This window comes from Pseudomonas sp. RP-B7, assembly GCF_059803535.1.
In genome coordinates this window covers 20346-39654 of sequence record NZ_JAPFHC010000047.1, presented here as the reverse complement: position 1 = coordinate 39654, position 19309 = coordinate 20346, and the positions used below count along the sequence as shown (strand labels likewise).

The following is a 19309-nucleotide window of genomic DNA, read 5'->3' as shown; positions in this document are numbered from 1 at the left end:
GCGGCACCGGCAAATCCATCCGCAGCGGCAGCTGGGAAGACGCGCCGCTGTCGAAAATCGTTGCGGATATTGCGGCGCGCAACGGCTGGGCCCCGGCCTGCACCGTGGCTACAAAGGTCGTGCGCGCTGACCAGCTCCACGAATCGGACTTCAGCTTTGTCACGCGCCTGGCCAAGCAATATGACTGCACGGCCAAGGTAGGCGACGGTAAGTTGATGGTGATGCAGCGCCAGGCGGGGCTCAGTGCCAGCGGCAAGGTGATTGGCGCGATCACCCTAACGCGCAGTGACGTAAGCCGCTGGCAGTTTCGCCTGGGCGACCGTAACGCGCACAAGACCGTAGCGGCCAAACATCTGGACAAGAAGACGGGAAAGTTGGCGGTGGTCTCCCTGGATAACGACGACGTACCGGACGGCCTGCCGGCCGTACACACGGACCGGCATATTCACCCGAACAAGACCGCCGCCGAGTCAGCCGCTAAAGCGCGCTTGGCAGCGTTCAACCGCTCTACGGCCGGCGTGCGCCTGGAGATGGATGGCCGCACGGATCTTTTCGCGGAGCGATCTATCAACGCCCAGGGCTTCAAGGTGGGGCTCGATGGCGAGTATCTGGTGGATTCCGTGGAGCAGACATTCACCCAAGCCGGCTGGTCCACCACCGTTGAGTGCAACGGCGGCAAAAAGGGCAAGGCCAAAGCCAAGGGCAAGAAAACGAAGAAAGCCGCGAAGCCCGTCAAGGTCGTCAGCCTTGCGTAGCACCGACGTGTATCACTCATGCCCGCCGCGCGCGGGCCGCTCATGTAAGGAACCTGTATGGCCATTACCCAGCAGCAACTGCTGCAAATCCTCCCGAACGCCCGCCCAGTCGCGGGCGTTTTTGTGTCTGCCCTCAATCAGGCCATGGCGCGTTTCGACATCACGTCGCCGGTGCGCCAGGCGGCTTTTTTGGCTCAGGTTGGCCATGAGTCGCAGCACCTCATGAAGTTGTCGGAAAGCCTCTATTACAAGGACGCCGAGCGCGTTGCCGGGCTTTTCAAGTATGGCTTTGACCTGAATCGAAACGGCCGCGTAGACCCTGCCGAGATCGAGGACGCCAAGGCCTACTTACGCAACTCTGAAAAGATGGCCAACCGTGTCTATGCCAACCGGATGGGCAACGGCCCCGAGGTGTCTGGTGACGGCTACCGCTATCGCGGCCGGGGTGGCATTGGCATCACCGGCGCCGATATGTACCGCCGGTGTGGCCAGGCCCTGGCCCTGCCGTTGCTTGCGCGCCCCGAGCTGCTGGAACAGGCCGAGTATGCCGCGCTGTCGGCGGCCTGGTTCTGGTGGGATCGCGGCTTGAACGAGCTGGCCGACGCGGGGCTGTTCGACCGCATCACGCGTGTGATCAATGGCGGCGATAACGGCCGCGAGGACCGGTTGCAGTTGTGGGCCAAGGCCAAGGCGGTGCTATGTCTCCCCTCGATCTGATCCCCCCGGCCGTGCGCCCCTGGGTGATGGTGCTGGCCGTGGTGGTGGTCGCCGGCGTCGGCGCGGCGGCTGCCTGGGTGGCCCAGGACTGGCGTTACGGTAAAGCTCTCGCCCTGCAGGATGCCAGCGCCGCAAAAAAGGCCGAGCGGCTGGCCGAGACAACGGCCGCCCAGCTCAAGCAGGAACAGGACCAGCGTTTTGTCCTTGAGGGCCGGCTTAAGACTGACGAAACAAACCACTACAAGGTACTTACTGATGAAAAGAAAGCTCGCCAGCTCGTGCTTGGTCGTCTTGCTACTGCTGAGTTGCGGTTGTCAGTCGTTCTCGCCGCCGGACTCGCCCCCTCAGGCGGCGCCAGTGTGTCGCCCGCCACCGGCGCCGGCGGCCTGGATCATGGAGGCGCGCGTGCCGAACTTGACCCAGCGCATGCTCAAAGAATTGTCGGCATCACCGGTGACGGTGACGACGGATTGACCGCGCTGGCAGCCTGTCAGGGGTGGATTTTAGAGGTTCTCAGGGGCAATAAGACCCCACTGTGAGGGGGCGGAGAGCCCCTAGGCTGTGGGATTTAATGCGCTACCACTGTATGTATATCCATGTATTCTGGCAGTGGGTAGAATGCCAGGCATTAGCGTCAGCAAGGATTGAGTAGAAATGTCCACAAATGGAAACCCTTTGATAGGCGAGACCAACGGCGATACCATCGCCGGAATACACGCTTACATGACATGGTTGTTGCAGGTCACGGACAGCGACGATCAAACCCCCAAGGGCATGATTTGCTCTTTGCAACTAGTATTGGGGGCGGTCGGAAGCCTCAAGACAGAGGCTCAACAAGAAAAAATTTGAACACTTTTAGTGTTGCGAGGCGGGCAGCGTGCTATATTCGCGCTGGTTGGCCGAGTGGCCAAAGAGGTTTGAAGTAGAAAAAACAAGGGTTTAGAAAAGAAAAAAGCCCGGGGTTGGCGCCCCAGGCTTTTTGGAGATCGGCGAGAAAAAAACTCTACGCGACCGCAGCAAGGTCAGAGTTTAGCCGTCGGTCTTCTTCTAAGCAAGCGTATTGCTCAGGGGAAAGAGTCAATGACCGACGTATCGACCTGTCTGGGTCGGCCTTCCATCATGTGGGGGCGCAATCCATACCCGCACTCGGGGGAGAACCTCGGGAGCGGTAACCGCTGTGGCCACAACCCGCTCAAGCCGGAATTTCACTTGTTCAGTGAGCCGGAATGGTCGGCCTCGATCCCGCAGGTGATGCGCAAGCTGGTAGAGGCCGTCAAAGGCTACTACTACGCACCGTTGAACATCCTCCCCAGCCTGGGCAACTTGAACGGCAAGCGTAATAAGTCTGGCGACCCCCGCAAAAACCGCTCTGAAGCCCGCGCCGTTGAGGTGCTAGTGATGCGCGCGATTCTTTATTTCACCGAATACGCCTCATTGAGGGTCGGCACGCCGAAGGCTGACGGACAGTTCATTCCGCGCAGTTGCACGGAGTTGGCCGCCGTTGCGGGGCTGCTAAAGAAAAAGAAAGCCCCGACAGAGCCCGACGAGCCGTCAGAGCGGTTTTGGCGTGCTTTTCGGCGCCTGCGCAAGGCTGGCGCCTTTGATGTGCATTTGCAGTACGTCGAGAAGCCGGACGGCACCAAGCGGGCACGTCCAGCGATCAAGCGTTTAAACGAAAACTTCTTGGTAGCTTTGGGGGCTGTGTCGTTTGAGGCGCTTAAGACGTTCCGCACCCGTTGCTCCAACGAGATAAAGAAGGCCCGCCGGGCCTACAAAGAGAAGTTCCCCCGCGAGTCTGATGCCGAGAAAGCCCGAACCGGCCTACGCCGTGCCCAGGGCGAAAGCGGCGTGGTGACGTACGCTATAAGCGAGCGACGTTCCAAGAAGATCAACTACGATGACGCGAAGGCCGAGTACGCGGCCGAGATTCGTGATCGTCACGCCGAGTTGCTGCGCGACAATCCCGACCTGTCACAGTCGGAAGTTGCTCGCCGCGTAATGCGCGAGTTCCCAGCCTTCGATAGCTGGCTACGAGAGCGACAGGGCGACTAGAGCCCCAACCCCTACACATCCCCTCCTTTTGCGCTGTCAGTCCTGGCAGCGCTTTACCGTGCCTGTCAGGCCACGGTTACCCCCGCCTTGCTGCATTCGCGTCCCCCCCGCGCCTCATTGGCGCCCCAATTTCTGCTGTTTTCTGCCGGCGCGGCGGCCCAGGTCGGCCGCCGCCGGCAGCGCGCCTTTTTAATGAAATATTAAGTGTTGCAGTTAGAAAATTAGCCGTTCCCCTCTATTTTTAAGTACCCCCTGTGCTTCTGCTGTACTTCTGCAAGAAGAATCTTTAGATCTAACCTCAGCTGCGCAGTGGTTAGCCCTTTTTAAAATGCCTCGGCAAGCCGAGAACCTATTTATAACGCAGCCTATGGCTGCAAATGATGCCGCCCGCACTTCGCGCCTACGGCACGGCGGGACGATTGGCCAGCAGCACCGCCGCCGTTCCGTCAGTGTTAGGCCCGTTCCAGTTGCTGCACGCCATTTACCCCCATCGCACGACTGTAGGCCCTGCAATGGCGTTTCGCGCCTTCACGCGCCTGCCTACGGCTTGCGCCGCTACGCGTCACGGTTGAATAGGTCGGGGGCTGGACTTATTGAGATTGTCACCCTGTGACCGCCCTGTGCAGGCTGTGGACGCCCTGAGAACTAAATGCACGTCTGTGTGACCCTGTAGCGACTGCGCGTCTCAGGCAGGCCTTTGGACGGCCGGGGAAATGGCGGCGATTCGTGTTGCTATTGTTATCGGTTTCGATAACAATAGGTCAACGGAATACGGAACCTATGCATGAAAGCGCTTACTTTTCTCGGCGACACACTGGACCAGCTTCGCGAGTTTCCGCCGGCGGCTCAGTCGATGGCCGGTTACCAGTTGGACCGCGTTCAACGCGGTATCGAGCCTGAAGACTGGAAGCCAATGAAAACGATTGGCCCAGGTGTACGGGAGTTGCGTGTGCGGGAAGCGTCCGGCGCGTTTCGGGTTATCTATTTGGCCACCCTGCCAGATGCCGTGTACGTCTTGCACGCATTCCGCAAAACCACGCAGAAGACAGAGAAGCGCGACATTGACTTAGCGGCCAGCAGGCTGCGCGACCTGATGAGAGGCATTTTATGAGCAACGAACAAACATTTGGCAGCGTGTGGGAAGCGCTGGCCGACACTCCCCAGGAAGCCGCCCACCTTAAGGCCCGGTCGGGCCTGATGATCGAACTCAACGAAAACATAAAGGCATGGCCAGGCACGGATACGGAAAAAGCGCGGCGCCTGGGAATCACCAAGCCTCGTTTTTCCAACCTCAAGGCCGGCCGAGTTGATCTTTTCAGCCTGGATGCGCTGGTAGACCTGGCGGCGTCGGCCGGCCTGGTGGTGCATGTGCAGTTGGCGGCGGCCTGATAAGGCTATTTAGCGTTATAGCTATAGAGCTAAATAGCTATTTATTGAGGGGTTGAGCTTGTACGTGTTGAGATTGCGTGACGGGTCACAGGTGCAATGTTGCGCAAGTGAAGTACGCCAAGCGAGCGCGCAAGCCTTGCGCCTGCGGGCCACGCTTGAGGCAGATGGCCAAGTGGTTGATTGCCTGTCTGCCCTTGGGCTTGATCGTCCTGGGTTGTTCGATGTTCCGCGCCGAAACGGATTGAAGATCACCGGCGCGGAAGTTAGGGCCCTGGTGATGGTGGCCGGCTTGACGGGCGTGCAGGTCGCGCAGCTGGTCGGTGGTGATCCTCGAAAGTTCCGGGCCTGGGTTGGTGATGAGCTGGCCATGCCTTGGGCTGCCTGGCACATACTGGCCGTCTATCTCGGGCTGTCAGAGCCGGCAAGGATCGAGGCTAAATAGCTTTTTAGCACAAACGCTAAACACTGCTTTCGCAGAATGGCCGCCGTCGCGGCTTTTTTTGTGCCTGATATTTAGCGAATGAGCTAAATAGCTATTGTGCTAAATAGCTAATGATGTAGAATCTCTACCACGGCCAAGCAGCTAGCTAAGGCCAAACCGGAGATTTACCGATGAACCAAGCCAAGCCAATGACCGAAGCGCAGCAAATCGCCGGCGCGATCCTTGACCAGTTGGGCGCCCGTCGCTTTCTGATGATGACCGGCGCCCGCGACGTGGTGGCCACCTCCAAGGGCCTGCAATTCAGGCTGCCGGCCAACTTCGCGTCGGCCGGAATCAATATGATCCGTATCGAGCTGAACGAAATGGACACTTACGATGTGATCGCCGGCCGCTGGACGCGCCTCGACTTTGCTGAAAAGGCCCGCGAGGAAGGCGTTTATTGCGAGGATCTACAAGGATCGTTCACCCGCTTGACCGGCCTCGATACTCACTTGTAAGGAAGTCGCCCGGCTTATGCCGGGCACGCTTGGAGAGCGTTTCGCTATGATCGATCCAAACGACCCGGGCACCCTTGATTTAGTTGCTGCCTGCGAAGAACCGTTGAACGGTGCCGAGCGTGCCCGCCGGCATCGCTTGAAAAAGAAACGGGAAAAAGAAGCCGGCCAGCGTGCCGCATTGGACCTAAAGGCGCCCGAGCTGGCTTTGCTGGGGGTTGCCCTGGGCGAGTTTCGCGAGCGCTGGCAGCGCGTGCCCAGCAAGCTGGCGGCGGTCGAGGCTTTGTTGCCGCGTGTGCCAATGCCGTGTGTGGCTGACGCGTTCCCGGGGGATTCGGCGTGGTTGCCAGATGCTTTGCAGCGCGGGCAGACCATGGCTGATTGGCCTGCACATAGCGGCTATCAAGCCGATGCTGGCATGAGCAACCTGGCGCGCTACCGGCAGACGCCGCTAGGTCAGCCTGAGGTTGACGGCCTGGTGTTGCCCGGCGATACCGTGTGGACCAGTTACGGCAGCGGCCCCTATATCGTCAAAGAGGTGGCGGCCCAGGAGTGTCGAGGCATGCGTTGCTTTACCCTGGTGCTGCTGGACCTGGGCGAGGATGGCCAGCGTAAGCGCAAGCGTGAGGCTGACGGCTGGATTAATGAGGTGGTGGCGGTTGATGGGCGCTTGCTGAAGCTGTTTGCGGTCAATGACGATGAAATTTTTGTCGCCAAGCGCGAGCTGGCCCACGGTTACGTTGAGGCTGACGAAGCGTCGGCTGTTCGCGCCGAGTGCCGGCGGATCGTTGTAGAAGGTCACGCCGCCTATGCGCGGGCCCACGCTGGTCAGGCTCCCGCCGTGCCGACCTTTGATGAACTGGCCGTCAAGTTGCTGCCGTTCAAAGATCGCTCGTTGTTGGAGTGGGCCCGCCGTAATGAGCAGCTGGTGCGCGACACGCCGCCGGAACAGGCTTACCCGGCCGACCCGAAAAAGCGTGAGCTACTGGGCCAGGCGCTGTGTGACAAACACGAATTAAACGGCCGCTATCAGGTGCTACTGGAGCAAGCGATAGAACTGTATGAGCTGGTAGATTTGGAGCAGCACACGCCGCGCATGAGCAGCCCGGCCGGGTTTCTGCGTGAGTACAAGCGGCACTCCGAAGGCTATGCAACAAAAGCGGCTACGGAGGGGCAAAAGTGGGTGGCCGAACGTTTCAAGGCCTTCGGCAAGCGTCCAGCCGCGCCTAACGAATGGAAGGCCCGTGCCGAGAAGGCCGAGGCCGAGCTGGCCTATTTACGTGCTGAGCTGAAAGAAATTGGCGCCGCAGTGCCGGTGGCCGCTGCTGACGTTGACCGGTTGAAGGCTCCGACGCCGAGTGAGATTGAAGTGCGCTTGCGTGCTGAAATTGCCTGCTTGCAGAGGCAAAATGCCCTGGAAATTTCCGACCGTGGCCGCGCCTTCGATGCGGTGGCCGTGCTGCAAGCGCGCTTGAAGAAAGCCGGCTTGGAGTTTGACTACCGCAAGCAGCCGGGAGAGTAGTTCGGCGTTACCGTAACGCGCCGTAGTAACGGAAGATAAATCCCTCATTTTCGAGGTATTTAAAATCATGAGAAAGGAACCCCGGGCGCCGTCATGACCGCCACAACTCCCACGCCGCACGCAGGGCCAGCCCGATGGCGGCGCGTAGCAGTTGTTGCAGCAGCCAGAGCAGTACAGTTTTCAAAATGCGCATGATCGTTGTCGCCTCGGTTGGAATGCCTAAAGCTTGCTGTCACGACCTGGGCGGTTCCACTTGGGTTTTTTCCGCGCTGGGTCACGACAGTGCCGGCGTCCACTGTGAGGCGACGAATAACCTTACTTTTTGTCACGTTACCGAAACGGTTTTAACTGGAAAGGAACCCAATTTATGCAGACTGAACAATCCCCATCCCCCCGCCAGCCTATCGTGCGCCGCTATTTCTTCGGCATGACCAGTCATATCGAGCTGGCATGCGGCCATAGCCGTGATGAGCGCGTGATGTGGGCCGGTAGCGAAGTGATGCCAGGTGAAGCGACGACCTGCTTTGACTGCGGCCTGGTGGCCGCAGGGCTGATGCCGACCGAAGAGCAGCTACAAGCGTTCCGGCGCGAACACGGGACGGAGTGAGTCCGCGTTACCAATAACGTGACTTATGTTCAAAAGGCCCCCACGTCCGCTGTAGGACTGGGGGCCTTTTTTACACCCCGTGTTTACCACACCCCCATGGACTGGTACGCCAAACCCCCTTAGAGTGGTTTGACGCACTGACACCCCCTCACTCGAAAAGGAGTTTCACCGATGAACGACACCGCCGAACACGCCCGCCGCGCCGACTTGACGGCGATCCTTGACGCCATGGCCTTCAACCTGCCAAACGCCACGCTGCGCGAGGGCCTCGCCGATGAACTGCGCGAGCTGGCCAGCGCGCAATCCCGCAATGCACTGACGCTGTCCTATGGCCGCGTGGGCGGCTGGAGCGCGGCGCTGTTGCAAGCCGAGGTGATCGGCCCTGACACGTTCGAAGCCCTGAATGTGGCGCGTGATCAGGTCTATAGCCAGGCCCTAGCCCTGATCGAGTCAAGATCGTGAGCGCGCGTGACCGTAACGCGTCGCGCTACCGGCTACAGGAAGCCCTGGAATTTTGGGGCGAGCGCTGGGTACTCGACGGCGTGCAAGTGACCTGCCCGGGCTGCCTGGCCGAACAACCCGCCCAGGACGCGCACGCGCCATTCCAACACGGCGACGGCTGCCCCCTGACCACCGACTTCGCCAAATACCCCTGGCTGGAATTGCGCAACCTGCTGGCCGACCTGCCCCCGGTGCCGGCATGAGCGCCGCCGAGCAGCTGGCCGCCCTGGTGCTGCCGTCGCGCGTACGCACGCACACCGAACAGCACCTGGCGCGGCTCAATCGCGCGGGTTATGTGGTCGACGTCAAGCACGCCCTGGAGCGGGCAGAGGGCTTTGTGGAGGGGCTGGAGGTGGCCGGGGCCCTCAACCCGCGCAGCATCGAGGCGCTGTATTTGTTGGTGGACGAAGTGGCCCAGGCGCGCCTGGCGGCGCTGGCATGATCCCCAAGGCGATACAGCTGGATTCGTTGGAGAGCCTGGTGTCGCAACACGCGGTACGTGAAGCCGTGGTCGGCCGGGTCAACGGCGATAACGCCCAGTGGACGCTGTCCGTGCGCCTGGGCGGCCCCACCGCGCGCCTGGTGCCGGTGCGCAGCCGGCGCGAACCGCTGCGCATCTGGACCAGCTTAAAAGCCGTGGTCAAGTTTGCCGACAAGGTAGGGATCACCAGCTTTAGCGTGGAGCTGTGACTACACGCCCTGGGCTTGGGCGGCTTTGTCCAGGGCTTCGGCCAGGATCTGCGCGGCGGTGCTGAGCGCGCTGTAGCGGCGGGCCAGCTCAAGTTCCGGGGTGCTGGATGCGGTGCGCTGGTACTCGGCGTGCAGCTTGCGGAAGTCGGCCAGGGTTTCCAGCTCGAAAGGGGACAGTTCCAGGGTGATCAGCATCGGGCTACCTCGGCGGCGTTATGCGTAACGGCGATAATCAGCAGGCGAAAAAAAACCGCCTTAGTAGGGCGGTTTTTTAATTGCAGGACTTGGCAAGGCCAACGCCTGCACATCCTCAGTGGATGCATTCGCGTGGGATTCATACTACTCAGGCTTGACGGGGTGTGCAAACGGAAATACTGCATAAAGTAATACGACATCGTGTTATTCGTCGCCTGGTGCACCGCCAAGGCGTTTGCCGCGCACCGATGCAGGGAGGCACAACCCAAGGAAATTAACGTTTTATAAAATGGCTCAGGGCCGTTATTCGCGGTGTGCCGGGTTGCAGGCTAAATGCTGGCTTTTGGGCCTTTCGTCAGCGCAAAAGTGCGCTACTATGCCCTCAGACGAGAGCCCTATAGGTGAGTCGTCCACTAAGGTTTGAGCCTGTGGAAAAAACAGTTTCAAACCCTTCGATACGGGTTAGTAGCCGTACCGGTGCGAGTTGGGGGGTTAACCTCGGCCGCCTTAGTGGATGCATTCGCGTGTATTCCCGAAGACAGTGGTAAGCCGGATAAGCTGTTGGAGGATTGGCCCAACCAAGGGAGGGCCAAAAGTATGTCTAAGCTTGCTAAGCGTACTTGGGATCTCGTTCGGAACGGATTAGGGGCTTATCGTCTCTATGAACTTCTGCGAGACCATTGGAACGATCTGTTTTAACGGATTGAACTGAGGAAAAAACCGCTTTGGCCTTGGCTTTGGCGGTTTTTTTTTGCCCTTGGAAAAGCCCGACCTAAAAGCTAGCCGGAATCTAGCAAAAGATGGGGCTGAAAATGAGGCGGATTTTCAGGCAAAAAAAACCGCCGTTGGAGGGGCGGTCTTTTGTGCTTGCCGAATTGGAGTTCGGTTTGCGGTTCGCTGAAAGCGCTGACGAAATGAGCATAAATTACGATCTCGGTGTTGCGCAATACGTTCACGGATAATAACGCCGGTTAATCCGGCATTGATTCGGCTCATTTTTGCGGCGCGAATCCTATGGTTATGCGTGCGAACGGTAGCAGCGAAACCGCTAGGGCCCGCTAAAACGGGCGGTTCAGCACATTTGAACAGTGCGCGCATGCGTTGGCTAGATCGTCACGACAGGACCGCGTCAAGAAAAAGCCGGACGGACGGTAGGGGGCGGATTGTATATTTCAAAAAAACGCGAAAGTGCTTTTTTCTGTCAGGGGTTTTGGGGTATTACATGTATCTAGGGGCAGATATTGCCCTCGGCCCCTTCACCGCGTCTGGAAAACGCGCCGGGAGGGAAGGGCCGAATAACACCTGGCTCGCTGAAAGCGCTGACCCCTTTCGGTAGAACCGCTGTCTTGCCCGGTAAGGGCGGCGGGGCCAGGCTTCTTTGAGGAAGCCGCTTATGCGCCTTTTCAAATTGAGTTGCCGCGCCGCGTGGGAAGGTTTCTGCGCGCTGGTCAAACTCGCCCAGGGCTATCGTGTGTTGACCTGGCTGCGCGATCACTACGACGACCTTTGACCGCAATAGGCCCCGCACATGCGGGGTTTTTATTGGGACCAAAAAAAGCCCCGCCAAATGCGGGGCTGAGTTTCTAGCGAGAGGCGCTTAGTTTGGTCCAGGCGCTGCCCAGCCCTTGGCTTTCATATCCTTCCGAATCAGTTCCATCACATACGCTTTGCGGGTGAGGCGGTGTGTTGCCAGGAAAATATCCACCTCGGCCTTGAACTCGGCCGGAACCTTCATATTGAAGTCAACAGTGTCGCCGCCTGCTGGCTTCGCGGTGTGGTTGCCGACAGCGGCGGTATCGCTGGCAGTTGCAGGCGGCTCGCCTTTCCCGGCGCTGCGACGGGCTGGAGCTTTGACAGCGACTACAGGGGCTTCAGGTGTAGGCTTTTTGGTGGTCATGGCGGACTTCCGTATTCAATTGCTATTAGCATAATAGCTCTTTAGCGAAATAGCTAATTCAAGCGGTGAGCTGTTCAAAGCGAGCAACGGCGGCGCTTATCACTTGTGCGGCTTGTTGGCGTGGCCCCTTGAATGGGGTTTCAATCAACGACAGGCCGGCGTCATGGGCGCGACTGAAGGCCGGCTTTTTGGGGATGGCACCGTCCAGTACGTCAAATCGGGTTTTGCTCAGATAGGTCCGGGCTTCTTCAACTTCTAAGGTGCTGGTGCCCGTCTGGTTTAAGGCGAAAACGATACGATTAACGGGAACGCCGTCACGGTCTACCAATGCATTCGCGAGTGCTACGGTCGGCTCCAAATCGTCTAGCGCTAATCCGCTTGGGATGACCACGAGGTCTGCGGCCAAGGCCATAGCGGCGGTTGCTTTGTTGGCCATGGGGGCGCCGTCGAAAATCAGCATATCGCAGGCGCCGGCCTTGCTTAGGGCTTGGCCCGGGTTGCCGAACTGGCGGACGGTTATTGTTGGCTCTACGCCGGCTCTTAAGCGTCGCTGTTGCCAGGACGTGGCGGTGCCCTGGTCGATGTCCATGTCTGCAATTTCTGTTTGCCATCCCGCTGCCGCGAAGGCTGTAGCCAGGGCTCGGGCAATTGTAGATTTGCCCGGCCCGCCTTTCTGCGAAACCACTGCGATGATGCTGGCCATGCTGCGTTCCTCCAATGCTAATTAGCGAAATAGCTAAAGATGCACAGAGTATAAGCGGCCTTTTTTATAGATCAAGCTATTTAGCTAAATAGCTATTTAGCTAATCGTAAAAAGTTTCAGCGTTAGGGCTGCGCTGGCGATGTTTTGGGAGTTTTGGGTGTGGCCTTTACCGCCGGCCGTGCTGGGGGATGAGCGCACATAGCGCATAGAGGTGGGGGTTGTGCGTGAGCGGCGCCCGCTGCGGGTACGCAGGGCGTCGCCTGGGTGTTCGGCCACGCTGGACAGGGCCAGCAGTATGCATAGAGCGCGAGAGCATAGAACGCCCAGGGTGAAGCCGCGGGCGATCATGTGCGGGTGAGTTTTGGCGCCGAGTTTGGCTTTTATGCTGGATTCGATGTGACGCATGGTCACAGCATCGGCATGAATTCCGGCACCGATTTGGCTAGGGCTCTCGCCGTTGGCGAGTCTGACTAAGACGACAAGTTCGTCTTTGGTCAGGTTCTGCCCGGGGAAGCCTATGACGTCTTCCCCGGCCACTTCATTTGCAGCTTGCATGCGTACCTTCCCTGGCTTTTTTGGTTATGCGGCGTTTGAAAGCTGTATCTGGCCGGTGAGGACTGCCAGCTTGCGCAGCTCCGCCCCCAGCACGGCGGCTATGTCGGCGATGTGTTCAAGCGTCTCTGTTGTGTCGCCTGTTTCGATTCCCCGCGCCGCCAACGCTTCGATACCGGCAATTACGGCAACCTTGTGGTTCATCTGAGAAACCAGTGCCCGGCGGTTTTCTTCGGAGAAAATGGCTACAGCCGTGACGTTATCGAGCGAGGCGAGGCTACCTGAAGACATGAATACTACCCTGTATAAGTGTTGTTTACACTTTAAGTGTAAATTATAGGTATGCGAATGCCCCAAAAAGGGGCGTTCGGTTAGCGGATGTGAGTGATTATTTTAACGCGACCAAGGATTTGTAGGGAGGCTAGTTTCTCGTCTGTAAGCAATTGGTCCGGGTAGTTGTCTCTGTCTTCAGCCTGAATTTTGTAACCGCCTTCAAGGTCTTGCCGTATCCATCGAAGCCAGACCCGGCCGTTTATCATCAGGCCAAACAGGTCGTCCCGCTGCTGAACGTTGGTTGCGGTCTGGTCGATCAAAACGCGGTCACCCTCTTCAATGATGCCGCGCATGCTGTTGTCTTGGGCTACGAACGGCAGCAGGCGATTTTGATCAAGCCCGAGCGATTGAAGAAAGGTGCGACGAAAAGCCAGGGAATCGTCGCCAATATCAAGGACGCCTTGGCTCGTTGGAACTCCAACAGGCTTGGGTACGGTGTACTGCGAAGTTTCGGGGGCGGTGCCGTCGTTATCGCTCAGCCCGCAAATCCATGCCGGGCTTTTCTTGAACAGGGTTCCCAGCTCAACGTATTGTTCGATTTTGGGGGTGCGGATCTGCTGCTCCCAGTTCCCATAGCGTGACGGCGTGATGGTCTCGCTCGAAATTTGAGAAAGGCGGCGCGCTGTTTCCTCAACTGTCCAGTCTTCGGCGATGCGACAGGCGCGGATGCGCTGGGCAATTTTACGGCGAATGTCCGTCATGTTTTCCTGAGTCCTACAAGCGACGTGAACGCCTGGGTAAGCGTTGGTCGGGGGGGCTATTGGTCTGAATATACACTCTAAGTGTAAATAACCACAAAAAAAGCTTGCAAAAGTGAGGCCTGATAGCCAGTCTAAACACTAATAGTGTTTTTAGGACTATAAGTGTGGAATTGTCCCCTTGGATCGACAGCCTAGCCGAAAGTGACGCCCTTAGCGTTGCTGCTGAGCTATTGGGGGAAAAACGCCGCACCGTGGCGTCCTGGCTTCGGTTTGAGCGAGTGCCGTCATTCAAGGCGGCCATAAACATCTACGAAAAGTCAGGCGGCCGTGTCGATTTCAATGGCGTTTACATGCCGTTTCTTAGGGCTGTGAGGGAAGGCCGTGCGCGCTTTTCTTAACCTTGCTGGGCTCTCTGGCCTGGTGATTGTGCGCAAGATTGAGCAGCGCTTTGGCATGGGCGGCTTTGGCCGCTTGGTCAAGCTTCTGGAGCTGGTCGGAGAGGCTGCGCCGAGTGCTGGTGATGACCCGGCCGCCGTTGCCTGGGCCGATGTGATTGAAAGCTTGCAGGCCGACGAATTGAAGGCCTGTGAGTTTTTGACCTATTGCGAGAAGGCCGGTGCATTGCGCGCGACGCGCGATGAGGGCCGTTTGCAAGTGGTGTTGTGCGGTGAGTTGGGTGCGTTGATGGCCAGCGCGCCAATGGCCTTGGTTGCATCAGGGCCGGTTTTGTTTGAGTCGGAAGAACAGTGGGCCAGCTGGTTCGCTGCTGATTTGAACTGCCCGCCGCATTTAACCAGTGAGGTACAGACCCGCCGGCTTTTCCTGCGGTGGTGTGCCACGAATGTGACCGTAGCAGAAGTAGAGGCCGCCATAGAGCTGGCCGTAGCGGACAAGCGGGCGCCTTTGCCTGCGGTCCTGCATGAATATTTGAAGACTGTGCGCAACAACAAAATCGAACGTGCCCGCCGCTGAATTGGCGGGGCGAGGGGAATTACTTGTTATTGATTGCGCTATCTGGCGGCTCACCAAGCGAGCGAGTAGAAATTGCTGACCGTCTTGTAACTTCGGGGAAAGGTCAATTTGCTTCATATGCGCAGGCGACGCCTAGCGCTGACTTTGCACTACGCCGAGTGGCGGCGTTGCGCAGTTTCTTGGGCGACGCGGCGGCCCCCACTGACGAGCCTTCGCCAGTAGAGGGTTTGGTTATTGCCCACTGCCTGACCGAGGAAGAGGCCCAGGAAGTTCGCGCCCGTGGCGGCGCGGTATGGCACCTGTATAGCCGTCCTTCGGGCGCGGTGGTCATTCGCCAGGGTGACGTGATGGTCACGGATGGCCAGGCGGGTTTCCGTCACGTCCGTGAGCCCCTGGAGGCTCTTTCCGAATTGATCTTGTCACGCCTGGCCCGTAACCCTTCGGTCCGTGCGGCCCTGAAGGGGCTGGCCCGTGACTAGGCTCGCCAGTAAGGCGTTGCCAGGTTATGCCTATGGCGACCCCGCCAAAATTGTCGAATTTCAGGAACTGCGCTCGCTGGGTTGTGCTGCGTGTGTCCGGTCTGACTGCATATTAGGGATACAGGTCTGCACCAGTGGCCTCAAGTTCCCGGCGTGCAAGCAGGGCCACCGTAGCGGCTACAAAGTGGCGCCTGAATTCGGCGGCTAAAGGGGTAGGGGATGGCAAAGCGCGATGTAGCCGGCGCCCTGGAGTTATGGGCGCGCTGGTCTGTACCAGACGCCCAGCGGGGCACCGGCAAAACGATGCTGGCCAAGTTGATCGACAATAAGGGCGAATTGATCTTTGGCGGCAGCGGCGGTGCCTCTGGCGGGCCGTCTGACAGCCTGGAAGTGGTTGTAGAGGCGGCAGTTATGAGGATGTTTGCTGATGATCCGATGCGCGCTGATGTGCTGCGCTTGGAGTGTGGGGCCGCCTGGTGGCTGGTCGCCCTTCGTCGCCGGATTGCCGATTACGACCCGCGCGGCATGGGCCAATTCGAAAAGGCGTTGGCCCTGGGTATCAGTTTACGCACCTACCGCCGCCGTCTGGCCGAAGCCAAAACAATCATTGAAACAGCGCTGGGGACATGATGGACATTCATCCGCTTTTTGCTGGGTTCCATGGGGGTGATCCTTATGCCGTGGGTGCTGCCCTGGGCTTTGCGATCCATGTAGAGGTTGTGCGCGGTCCGCTGCCGGCGGAGCTGCAAGTGGGCGAGCGTGAAAGAATCGGCGCCCGGGTGGATCTGGACGGCTTCCAGTTTGCCGGGGGCTGGGGTGTGCCAGGGGTGCATTGTCTGATGTTCGCCAAGCCTTTAACCGAACACGCCACGCGCTGGTGGCATTCCAGCTTGCCCGAGGTGAGCGCGTGAGCCGGTTTGTCGCGGTTATCCATGGCTGGCACGTCGAAAGTAAAGGGTTTGACGTGCATGAGCTGGAGGCGCGGGATTTGATCGCGGCGCAGAAAGAGGCGTGCTGGCTCAAGCAACAGCGCGAAGCGACCTTCGACCGCTGCGCCTTTCAGGTGGTTGAGATTTGCGACCGCGAACGGCTGCCGCGTCGCCTGACCTGGCGCGAGCGCTTCACCGGCAAGTTATCGCCGCAATAAGGCCTAGCGCGCAACGCGTTAGCGGTTCGGTACCACGTACACCACACCCTATTTTTACGAGGCATGGCCCTACCACGGGCGTGCTTTGCCTGAAAAAAGACAACACGCGCGTGCTTGCATCACGTCGCGCTATTGAGGCCCGCACCATGGCTAAAACCCTCACCGTCCCGCTCTCCGATTCGTCTATTAAGCGGCACGCGGCCGACCTGTCCATAGGTGAGTTGAACGACCCCCGGCACCCGTTGCGCTTTCGTTACCGTAACGACCGAAGCAAAGGCAGTTGGTACCTGATCCGCTATGACAAGGGCGGCAAGTGGAGGAAGGCGGCCAACTGGCCCGAAGTGCCGGCAAAATTGATGCTTGAGAGCGTGCCGGTGGTGATGACGCGCTTAATGGCTGATCCGGCAGCGGCGGCCACGGTGGACGGTTGGGAGTCGGTTGGCCAAGTGCTGCGCTGGTACGTCGACCGTCTGAAGGCTGATAGAGGGCTATCCAAGGATCGACGCGCGTCCTCAATGTCGGTAATCAATCGCCAGTTGCTGCCTGCCCTGGACGAACTGGCGCTGTGTAAGCTCAACCGCGACACGCTCGACCGCCATTTGGTTTGGCATATGCAGGAGGAATACAGCCTGGGCTATGTCAAGTCGGCCCTGGACGTACTAAAGGTGGTATTTGCGCGGGCCCTGGTCCTTAAGAAAATAACCGTCAATCCTATGGCCGGCGTGACCTTCGGCAACTTCACCAAGGTCAAGATCCGGCCCAAGGGTGCGCGCCTTCGTCATGTCGCCGTGGTGGATCTGCTGGCTGATTGGGCTGAGGCATTCCCGGCTGATCCTGCTGGCATTGCCTTAATGGTGCTGATGCTTACCCACGGCACGCGGATCACTGAAACGCGCCTGGCCAAGTGGAAGAACGTCCACCTTCAGGAAGGGGAGTGGTTTATCCCCGGGGTTGATACCAAGTCGAAGCGCGACCATCTGTTGCCGCTGACACGTGCCGCCGTTGCCTTCCTTGACCGTTACCGAGAAAACCAAAAGGCGCGGGGGTATGACGGGGCCTATCTGTTCCCATCTACCACTCACACCGGCCGGCCTATGTCGCGTAGCCAAGCGTTTTCCGTCTTCACCCGCTACGGCGCCGGCGAATGGACCAGCCACGACTTGCGCAAACTGGCCCGTACCTGCTGGGCCAAGTTCCGGGTGGATAGCCTGGTGGTCAAGCTGTTGCTCAACCACTCCCTGACCGATTTAGAGGCGACCTACTTTCAGGATCGAGGCGAGGACATTAAGCGCGACGCCCTGGAGCGCTGGCACGAATGGCTCAACGCGCAGGGTTTTGACGCGTTGCGGGACAAGACAGGAGCAAGACGCGCCGTTAAGCCCACTGCCGTGGACCCGGCGGGCTGGCTGGCTTAGAGCCCCAAATCAAAATTAATCATATAAGAGGATTTAAAAGATGGCTGAGGTGCCGACGTTTCCGTTCGTGGTGGGTGGTCTGGATGTGGCGACCGACCGCGTCGAAGGCCCGTTGATTGATCTTGTGACGGGTCACAGCGATGACGAAAACGAACTGAGTCCCGAGGCGGTTCGCAAAAGAGAGCAGCGTGAACGCGAAAAAGCGGCCGGCGTTGTGGAGTTGGAGTTGAAAATGGGGCCTTCGGAACAGGCTATGTTGGCTGAAGGCCGCGTGCGACGGGGCTCTAAGGGGGTTCCGTATACCGCAACCGAGTACCTTTTGACGCTCTTGAGAAACGACAACCGGTTGCTTGAAAAGCAGCTTGGAAAGCTTGAAGGCCGCACCTGCAAAAACTGCCAGAAGGCCCTGCCACGGGGCTGTGGCGGCACTTGGGCGGGAGAGTCGCGGTGTCTTCTGGCTCGCTCGGAGATAGCCCTGGAGCTGTGAGGCGCAGGCAAAAATCCAAGGGTTGACATTGCGCGGATTTAACACGATTAGTGTTAATTTACTCTAAAGGTGTTGACAGGGTTGGCAGCTTTCCCTATCTTTCGCTGCATTGTGGTGTTGTTCCGGCCACGATGCTCATGGCGACACAGTTCATTCAGCCCCCGGCCCTCACAGGTCGGGGGTTTTTTTATGCCTATTCCCCGTCATTCGGGAGAAATCGAGATGCCGAACATGCCCCCAGAAAAAGACCCGACTTTCTGGGTCATTGTCATTGCAGCCCTCAAGGATCATGGCTTCGCCGGCTTGTTGGCTTTCGGCCTGAGCTACCTTCGAATCCTCTACGACGACAAAGAACCGCGCTGGGATCGACGCCTTATTGAGGCGTCACTGGGCGGTGTGCTGGTGTTCCTGGTCGGTGTCGGTGCTGAGAAATTCGGCATGGGCGGCGGGCTCTCTTACGCCGTCGCGGGATTCGTCGGAATCCTCGGCGTTGAGCAGGTTCGCCAGTTCGGCAGGCGTTGGGCTGAGAAAAAGGCGGACTTGGGATGAGTGTTCCGCGTCCGCTGGTGACGTTGTTAGTGGTCCTGTTGGCTTACGCCTTGACGGGGCATGTGGATTGTCGAGCGTCGGAAGCCTGTCAGGCCCCGGCCGTTACGCATAACGAGGTGATGAAATGAATAAGTACAAAGTGACCCCTATCAATGAGTCGTCGGTTTCCGTCGATGCTGAGCGTATGGAGCTGCTGGATAAGTCTGTCACCTTGTATGTGGGTGATGAGGTCAAGGCATTTTTCCCGCATATCGAAAGCGTTGTGGTGGATTTTCCGGCGAAGCCAAGCCCTTGCTCTCCAACGGGGTCGCTCACTGCTGTGGCAACTGAAATTGGCACTGTTGATCTGCCGCCCACTGTTTCGATTGGTGCTATCAACATCACCGCAAGCAATCTTGATGGTCTTGCTGGTGCGCTGTCGGCCTTTTCGGATCTTTCGACCACTCGCGCGAATATCCGCATTTAAGTTTCATGCGTTGACCGGTTTATGAGGGCGCTCATCATGAAGTAGTCCCAGGGCCTTCTCGGCCGTAAGAGACGATGTAATCCCCCTCGATAGAAAGCCGGCACGCCGGCGGGGAACGCATGGCGCGACGAGAGAATATCGAGCCCGGATTGCGCCAGTAGCTGCTGGCACCGATAGCGGGACAGTGTGCCCACACGATGCGGCCTGTTAGCACGGGCGCCGGATGCGTAACCGGCTCAATCAT

General features: G+C 58.7%; 31 protein-coding genes. 25 read left to right on the top strand and 6 right to left on the bottom strand.

What is annotated here, in order from left to right; genetic code table 11:
- The 15 genes from OPU96_RS27495 to OPU96_RS27425 form a co-directional block, all read left to right on the top strand.
- Positions 1-755, top strand: a 755-nt coding sequence (locus OPU96_RS27495) for a phage late control D family protein (protein WP_498560093.1), incomplete at its 5' end; no start/stop codon positions are given.
- Between the two features lie 57 nt (positions 756-812).
- On the top strand, positions 813-1472 hold the full coding sequence (locus tag OPU96_RS27490) for a glycoside hydrolase family 19 protein (RefSeq protein ID WP_498560092.1): 660 nt from the start codon (positions 813-815) through the stop codon (positions 1470-1472).
- Positions 1454-2011 (top strand): lysis protein, encoded by a 558-nt coding sequence (locus tag OPU96_RS27485; RefSeq protein ID WP_498560091.1) that lies wholly within the window; start codon positions 1454-1456, stop codon positions 2009-2011. Before OPU96_RS27490 ends, OPU96_RS27485 begins: the two co-directional genes overlap by 19 nt.
- A gap of 115 nt (positions 2012-2126) precedes the next feature.
- On the top strand, positions 2127-2321 hold the full coding sequence (locus OPU96_RS27480) for a hypothetical protein (RefSeq protein WP_498560090.1): 195 nt from the start codon (positions 2127-2129) through the stop codon (positions 2319-2321).
- A gap of 231 nt (positions 2322-2552) precedes the next feature.
- The gene (locus OPU96_RS27475) at positions 2553-3524 is read left to right on the top strand and encodes a hypothetical protein (protein ID WP_498560089.1); all 972 of its coding nucleotides are present in this window, start codon (positions 2553-2555) and stop codon (positions 3522-3524) included.
- Positions 3525-4308: 784 nt separating this feature from the next.
- The gene (locus tag OPU96_RS27470; RefSeq protein WP_498560088.1) at positions 4309-4635 is read left to right on the top strand and encodes a type II toxin-antitoxin system RelE/ParE family toxin; all 327 of its coding nucleotides are present in this window, start codon (positions 4309-4311) and stop codon (positions 4633-4635) included.
- Complete coding sequence (locus OPU96_RS27465; RefSeq protein WP_498560087.1) at positions 4632-4913, top strand: helix-turn-helix domain-containing protein; 282 nt, start codon at positions 4632-4634, stop codon at positions 4911-4913. Before OPU96_RS27470 ends, OPU96_RS27465 begins: the two co-directional genes overlap by 4 nt.
- A gap of 64 nt (positions 4914-4977) precedes the next feature.
- The gene (locus OPU96_RS27460; RefSeq protein WP_498560086.1) at positions 4978-5355 is read left to right on the top strand and encodes a hypothetical protein; all 378 of its coding nucleotides are present in this window, start codon (positions 4978-4980) and stop codon (positions 5353-5355) included.
- Positions 5356-5525: 170 nt separating this feature from the next.
- The gene (locus OPU96_RS27455; RefSeq protein WP_498560085.1) at positions 5526-5852 is read left to right on the top strand and encodes a hypothetical protein; all 327 of its coding nucleotides are present in this window, start codon (positions 5526-5528) and stop codon (positions 5850-5852) included.
- Between the two features lie 46 nt (positions 5853-5898).
- Entirely contained in the window at positions 5899-7371 is a 1473-nt protein-coding gene (locus tag OPU96_RS27450) for a hypothetical protein (protein ID WP_498560084.1), read from the top strand.
- Positions 7372-7738: 367 nt separating this feature from the next.
- Entirely contained in the window at positions 7739-7978 is a 240-nt protein-coding gene (locus tag OPU96_RS27445) for a hypothetical protein (protein ID WP_498560083.1), read from the top strand.
- A gap of 171 nt (positions 7979-8149) precedes the next feature.
- Positions 8150-8440, top strand: coding sequence for a hypothetical protein (locus tag OPU96_RS27440; protein ID WP_498560082.1), 291 nt, complete (start codon positions 8150-8152; stop codon positions 8438-8440).
- Positions 8437-8682: a hypothetical protein gene (locus tag OPU96_RS27435; RefSeq protein ID WP_498560081.1), complete on the top strand. Its 246-nt coding sequence runs from the start codon at positions 8437-8439 to the stop codon at positions 8680-8682. The genes OPU96_RS27440 and OPU96_RS27435 overlap by 4 nt, the downstream gene beginning before the upstream one ends.
- A complete protein-coding gene (locus tag OPU96_RS27430; RefSeq protein ID WP_498560080.1) occupies positions 8679-8921 on the top strand; it encodes a hypothetical protein in 243 nt (80 codons plus the stop codon). Before OPU96_RS27435 ends, OPU96_RS27430 begins: the two co-directional genes overlap by 4 nt.
- Positions 8918-9169: a hypothetical protein gene (locus tag OPU96_RS27425; protein WP_498560079.1), complete on the top strand. Its 252-nt coding sequence runs from the start codon at positions 8918-8920 to the stop codon at positions 9167-9169. Before OPU96_RS27430 ends, OPU96_RS27425 begins: the two co-directional genes overlap by 4 nt.
- Here OPU96_RS27425 and OPU96_RS27420 read toward each other — a convergent pair whose 3' ends face one another.
- The 6 genes from OPU96_RS27420 to OPU96_RS27395 all read right to left on the bottom strand — a co-directional run bounded on the left by OPU96_RS27420 (position 9170) and on the right by OPU96_RS27395 (position 13550).
- Complete coding sequence (locus OPU96_RS27420; protein ID WP_498560078.1) at positions 9170-9364, bottom strand: hypothetical protein; 195 nt, start codon at positions 9362-9364, stop codon at positions 9170-9172.
- A 1597-nt stretch (positions 9365-10961) separates the two neighbouring features.
- Positions 10962-11261: a hypothetical protein gene (locus OPU96_RS27415; protein WP_498560077.1), complete on the bottom strand. Its 300-nt coding sequence runs from the start codon at positions 11259-11261 to the stop codon at positions 10962-10964.
- Between the two features lie 58 nt (positions 11262-11319).
- Positions 11320-11964 (bottom strand): nucleotide-binding protein, encoded by a 645-nt coding sequence (locus tag OPU96_RS27410; protein WP_498560076.1) that lies wholly within the window; start codon positions 11962-11964, stop codon positions 11320-11322.
- Between the two features lie 96 nt (positions 11965-12060).
- Positions 12061-12519, bottom strand: a complete 459-nt coding sequence (locus tag OPU96_RS27405; RefSeq protein WP_498560075.1) for a hypothetical protein — start codon at positions 12517-12519, stop codon at positions 12061-12063.
- 24 nt (positions 12520-12543) lie between these two features.
- The gene (locus OPU96_RS27400; RefSeq protein WP_498560074.1) at positions 12544-12807 is read right to left on the bottom strand and encodes a hypothetical protein; all 264 of its coding nucleotides are present in this window, start codon (positions 12805-12807) and stop codon (positions 12544-12546) included.
- 80 nt (positions 12808-12887) lie between these two features.
- On the bottom strand, positions 12888-13550 hold the full coding sequence (locus OPU96_RS27395; protein ID WP_498560073.1) for an XRE family transcriptional regulator: 663 nt from the start codon (positions 13548-13550) through the stop codon (positions 12888-12890).
- A 381-nt stretch (positions 13551-13931) separates the two neighbouring features.
- Between OPU96_RS27395 and OPU96_RS27390 the strand changes: the two genes are divergently transcribed.
- From OPU96_RS27390 to OPU96_RS27345, 10 genes are all read left to right on the top strand, one after another.
- Positions 13932-14522 (top strand): hypothetical protein, encoded by a 591-nt coding sequence (locus OPU96_RS27390; protein WP_498560072.1) that lies wholly within the window; start codon positions 13932-13934, stop codon positions 14520-14522.
- Between the two features lie 167 nt (positions 14523-14689).
- Complete coding sequence (locus tag OPU96_RS27385; RefSeq protein ID WP_498560071.1) at positions 14690-15001, top strand: hypothetical protein; 312 nt, start codon at positions 14690-14692, stop codon at positions 14999-15001.
- A gap of 219 nt (positions 15002-15220) precedes the next feature.
- Entirely contained in the window at positions 15221-15631 is a 411-nt protein-coding gene (locus OPU96_RS27380; RefSeq protein ID WP_498560070.1) for a hypothetical protein, read from the top strand.
- Positions 15631-15912 (top strand): hypothetical protein, encoded by a 282-nt coding sequence (locus OPU96_RS27375; RefSeq protein ID WP_498560069.1) that lies wholly within the window; start codon positions 15631-15633, stop codon positions 15910-15912. The genes OPU96_RS27380 and OPU96_RS27375 overlap by 1 nt, the downstream gene beginning before the upstream one ends.
- The gene (locus OPU96_RS27370) at positions 15909-16148 is read left to right on the top strand and encodes a hypothetical protein (protein WP_498560068.1); all 240 of its coding nucleotides are present in this window, start codon (positions 15909-15911) and stop codon (positions 16146-16148) included. The genes OPU96_RS27375 and OPU96_RS27370 overlap by 4 nt, the downstream gene beginning before the upstream one ends.
- Positions 16149-16294: 146 nt before the next feature.
- On the top strand, positions 16295-17563 hold the full coding sequence (locus OPU96_RS27365) for a tyrosine-type recombinase/integrase (protein WP_498560067.1): 1269 nt from the start codon (positions 16295-16297) through the stop codon (positions 17561-17563).
- A 40-nt stretch (positions 17564-17603) separates the two neighbouring features.
- Positions 17604-18050 (top strand): hypothetical protein, encoded by a 447-nt coding sequence (locus OPU96_RS27360; RefSeq protein WP_498560066.1) that lies wholly within the window; start codon positions 17604-17606, stop codon positions 18048-18050.
- Between the two features lie 189 nt (positions 18051-18239).
- A complete protein-coding gene (locus OPU96_RS27355; protein WP_498560065.1) occupies positions 18240-18599 on the top strand; it encodes a phage holin, lambda family in 360 nt (119 codons plus the stop codon).
- Complete coding sequence (locus tag OPU96_RS27350) at positions 18596-18727, top strand: hypothetical protein (RefSeq protein WP_498560064.1); 132 nt, start codon at positions 18596-18598, stop codon at positions 18725-18727. Before OPU96_RS27355 ends, OPU96_RS27350 begins: the two co-directional genes overlap by 4 nt.
- On the top strand, positions 18724-19065 hold the full coding sequence (locus tag OPU96_RS27345; RefSeq protein WP_498560063.1) for a hypothetical protein: 342 nt from the start codon (positions 18724-18726) through the stop codon (positions 19063-19065). Before OPU96_RS27350 ends, OPU96_RS27345 begins: the two co-directional genes overlap by 4 nt.
- Positions 19066-19309 lie beyond the last annotated feature (244 nt).

What these genes read in the sequence shown, in the direction of transcription:
- OPU96_RS27490 (WP_498560092.1), top strand. Translation starts at nt 813, where the DNA reads ATGGCCATTACCCAGCAGCAACTGCTGCAAATCCTCCCGAACGCCCGC.
- OPU96_RS27485 (WP_498560091.1), top strand. Translation starts at nt 1,454, where the DNA reads ATGTCTCCCCTCGATCTGATCCCCCCGGCCGTGCGCCCCTGGGTGATG.
- OPU96_RS27480 (WP_498560090.1), top strand. Translation starts at nt 2,127, where the DNA reads ATGTCCACAAATGGAAACCCTTTGATAGGCGAGACCAACGGCGATACC.
- OPU96_RS27475 (WP_498560089.1), top strand. Translation starts at nt 2,553, where the DNA reads ATGACCGACGTATCGACCTGTCTGGGTCGGCCTTCCATCATGTGGGGG.
- OPU96_RS27470 (WP_498560088.1), top strand. Translation starts at nt 4,309, where the DNA reads ATGAAAGCGCTTACTTTTCTCGGCGACACACTGGACCAGCTTCGCGAG.
- OPU96_RS27465 (WP_498560087.1), top strand. Translation starts at nt 4,632, where the DNA reads ATGAGCAACGAACAAACATTTGGCAGCGTGTGGGAAGCGCTGGCCGAC.
- OPU96_RS27455 (WP_498560085.1), top strand. Translation starts at nt 5,526, where the DNA reads ATGAACCAAGCCAAGCCAATGACCGAAGCGCAGCAAATCGCCGGCGCG.
- OPU96_RS27450 (WP_498560084.1), top strand. Translation starts at nt 5,899, where the DNA reads ATGATCGATCCAAACGACCCGGGCACCCTTGATTTAGTTGCTGCCTGC.
- OPU96_RS27445 (WP_498560083.1), top strand. Translation starts at nt 7,739, where the DNA reads ATGCAGACTGAACAATCCCCATCCCCCCGCCAGCCTATCGTGCGCCGC.
- OPU96_RS27440 (WP_498560082.1), top strand. Translation starts at nt 8,150, where the DNA reads ATGAACGACACCGCCGAACACGCCCGCCGCGCCGACTTGACGGCGATC.
- OPU96_RS27430 (WP_498560080.1), top strand. Translation starts at nt 8,679, where the DNA reads ATGAGCGCCGCCGAGCAGCTGGCCGCCCTGGTGCTGCCGTCGCGCGTA.
- OPU96_RS27425 (WP_498560079.1), top strand. Translation starts at nt 8,918, where the DNA reads ATGATCCCCAAGGCGATACAGCTGGATTCGTTGGAGAGCCTGGTGTCG.
- OPU96_RS27420 (WP_498560078.1), bottom strand. Translation starts at nt 9,364, where the DNA reads ATGCTGATCACCCTGGAACTGTCCCCTTTCGAGCTGGAAACCCTGGCC.
- OPU96_RS27415 (WP_498560077.1), bottom strand. Translation starts at nt 11,261, where the DNA reads ATGACCACCAAAAAGCCTACACCTGAAGCCCCTGTAGTCGCTGTCAAA.
- OPU96_RS27410 (WP_498560076.1), bottom strand. Translation starts at nt 11,964, where the DNA reads ATGGCCAGCATCATCGCAGTGGTTTCGCAGAAAGGCGGGCCGGGCAAA.
- OPU96_RS27405 (WP_498560075.1), bottom strand. Translation starts at nt 12,519, where the DNA reads ATGCAAGCTGCAAATGAAGTGGCCGGGGAAGACGTCATAGGCTTCCCC.
- OPU96_RS27400 (WP_498560074.1), bottom strand. Translation starts at nt 12,807, where the DNA reads ATGTCTTCAGGTAGCCTCGCCTCGCTCGATAACGTCACGGCTGTAGCC.
- OPU96_RS27395 (WP_498560073.1), bottom strand. Translation starts at nt 13,550, where the DNA reads ATGACGGACATTCGCCGTAAAATTGCCCAGCGCATCCGCGCCTGTCGC.
- OPU96_RS27380 (WP_498560070.1), top strand. Translation starts at nt 15,221, where the DNA reads ATGGCAAAGCGCGATGTAGCCGGCGCCCTGGAGTTATGGGCGCGCTGG.
- OPU96_RS27375 (WP_498560069.1), top strand. Translation starts at nt 15,631, where the DNA reads ATGGACATTCATCCGCTTTTTGCTGGGTTCCATGGGGGTGATCCTTAT.
- OPU96_RS27365 (WP_498560067.1), top strand. Translation starts at nt 16,295, where the DNA reads ATGGCTAAAACCCTCACCGTCCCGCTCTCCGATTCGTCTATTAAGCGG.
- OPU96_RS27360 (WP_498560066.1), top strand. Translation starts at nt 17,604, where the DNA reads ATGGCTGAGGTGCCGACGTTTCCGTTCGTGGTGGGTGGTCTGGATGTG.
- OPU96_RS27355 (WP_498560065.1), top strand. Translation starts at nt 18,240, where the DNA reads ATGCCTATTCCCCGTCATTCGGGAGAAATCGAGATGCCGAACATGCCC.
- OPU96_RS27350 (WP_498560064.1), top strand. Translation starts at nt 18,596, where the DNA reads ATGAGTGTTCCGCGTCCGCTGGTGACGTTGTTAGTGGTCCTGTTGGCT.
- OPU96_RS27345 (WP_498560063.1), top strand. Translation starts at nt 18,724, where the DNA reads ATGAATAAGTACAAAGTGACCCCTATCAATGAGTCGTCGGTTTCCGTC.